Source organism: Mesorhizobium sp. M7A.F.Ca.CA.002.04.1.1 (genome assembly GCF_004022805.1).
GTDB lineage: Bacteria > Pseudomonadota > Alphaproteobacteria > Rhizobiales > Rhizobiaceae > Mesorhizobium > Mesorhizobium ciceri.
In genome coordinates, this window is the sequence record NZ_RZPL01000911.1 from 1 (window position 1) to 1,930 (window position 1,930).

At 62.6% G+C, this 1,930-nt stretch carries 2 protein-coding genes and 2 pseudogenes; 1 reads left to right on the top strand and 3 read right to left on the bottom strand.

Going from position 1 to position 1,930, the window contains the following annotated elements; translation table 11 throughout:
* Nucleotides 1–618, top strand: a pseudogene (locus tag ENZ75_RS30315) (hypothetical protein); the annotation flags it as partial.
* Between the two features lie 17 nt (nucleotides 619–635).
* Here ENZ75_RS30315 and ENZ75_RS30320 read toward each other — a convergent pair.
* From ENZ75_RS30320 to ENZ75_RS30330, 3 genes and pseudogenes are all read right to left on the bottom strand, one after another.
* On the bottom strand, nucleotides 636–935 hold the full coding sequence (locus ENZ75_RS30320; RefSeq protein ID WP_063169193.1) for a CcdB family protein: 300 nt from the start codon (nucleotides 933–935) through the stop codon (nucleotides 636–638).
* The gene (locus ENZ75_RS30325; RefSeq protein ID WP_063170355.1) at nucleotides 935–1,177 is read right to left on the bottom strand and encodes a type II toxin-antitoxin system CcdA family antitoxin; all 243 of its coding nucleotides are present in this window, start codon (nucleotides 1,175–1,177) and stop codon (nucleotides 935–937) included. The genes ENZ75_RS30320 and ENZ75_RS30325 overlap by 1 nt, the downstream gene beginning before the upstream one ends.
* Nucleotides 1,178–1,344: 167 nt before the next feature.
* Nucleotides 1,345–1,930, bottom strand: a pseudogene (locus ENZ75_RS30330) (ABC transporter ATP-binding protein); the annotation flags it as partial.

Here is a 1,930-nt window from a genome sequence, read left to right on the forward strand (position 1 = left end):
CCGCCAGCACCGGCAGGTGCCGCGCCGCCCGCCCCGGCGGCTGCGCCTGCGGAAGCCGCTCTGCCTGTCGGCCAGAAGGCGATCTTCTATGAGGAGCGCACCAGCACCGCCCAGGGCTCCGCCGAGCCCGGCAACATCGTCTGGTCGCTGGTGCAGGAATCGCCCGGTGGCGACCTGCCGCCGGAGCCGGCGATCCGCGCTGAGGCGACCATTCCCGGCAAGGACATCCAGTTGCGCATGACCATCCGCCGCAACACCGACCAGACGCTGCCGGCCAGCCATATCATCGAGATGATCTTCCTGACGCCCGACGGCTTCGAGGGCGGCGGTGTCGACAACATCCTGCGCGTTGCCATGAAGGCTTCGGAGCAGGATGCCGGCAGCCCGCTGATCGGCATTCCGGCCAAGATTGCCGACGGCTTCTTCCTCGTCGCGCTCAACGACACCAAGGCCGACGAAGACGCCAACATGACCTTGTTGCGCGGCCAGGACTGGATCGACGTGCCGGTGGTCTACAAGACCGGACGGCGGGCGTTGCTGACCATGGAAAAGGGCATTCCCGGAGAGAAGGTGTTCGACGAGGCAATCAAGGCCTGGCAGGCCAAGACGGCAGGCTGAGACGCTGTAGCCGCCGTTCAGAAGCCCTGGAACAGCATGTCGAGCGCAGCGACGATGTCGTCGTGGTGCTTGATCAGGTTCAGCCGACTTTCGCCCAATTCGCTGGCAGAAACGGTGGCAACCAGGTGTGTTGCCATAACGAGCTTTCGACCGTTGATCTCAAAAATCGGATGAAGCTTTCGCATCGGCGGTGGCACCATTGCGACCGGCAGAAGCGGCACGACCACCCGCGTCTTGAAATTGTCGAGCAGCTCTGACTGAACGTCGAGCACATAGCTGCCTTCGATGCGACCGGCGAAGACATCATAGCGGGGCATCAGAACTGCCGGTACTCTTCCAGCGGGATGCCATGTTTCTCGATATAGTCGTTCCACGCGTCCATCGTGGCGCGGTTCTCAAGCTTCCACAGTCGCGTTTTTTCGGCAGCCACCGCCTCCGCGATGCCGGCCTCCGCAGCGCGCGAGACATTCACGTCAAGTCCCTTGGCTTCCCTCATGAGGTTCGAATCGATCGACAGATTTGCTGGCTGACGGGTCGCACTCAAGGCAATTTTGCGCATAATAGCCTCCGCAACATGCGCATAATATATGCGCATTTCTGTATGGAGGCAATCAGGCGGTTCTAGCTGCAGGTAGGGGCGCTCGGCCCCTTCGCTATGGCTCCGGGCGTTCGTCGCTTCAATCGACAAATCGTCGTCGATTGATCGGCCTACGGCCGAAACACTCCTCACCCCTCCATCTCCTCGCGCAACATCTCCAGTTCCAGCCATTCTTCCTCGAGCGCGGCCAGCGTCGCGCGCTCCTTGTCGAGGGCGGCGATGGTTTTCTGGAACGAGGCCGGATCGCGCTCGTAATAGGCCGGATCGGCGATGTTGTTCTCCAGCCTCGAGATCGAGGCCATCACAGCTTCGATTTTCTTCGGCAGGGATTCCAGTGCGAATTTCTGCTTGAACGACAGTTTCTTCGCCGGCCCTTTTGGCGCGGCGGCTTCGCTCTTGCCTGACGCGGGCGCCTCGCCATTTTCGGCTCTCGCCCGCGCCTTGCGGTCGTCCAGCTTCGTGCCGCCGCGCTGCGCCAGCATGTCGGAGTAGCCGCCGGCATATTCGATCCAGCGGCCCTCACCATCCGGCGCGATCAGGCTGGTCACGGTGCGGTCGAGGAAATCGCGGTCGTGGCTGACCAGGATGACGGTGCCGGCGAAACCGGCGACCAGTTCCTGCAGCAGTTCCAGCGTCTCCATGTCGAGATCGTTGGTCGGCTCATCGAGCACCAGAAGGTTTGCGGGCCGCGCCAGCACGCGCGCCAGCAAGAGC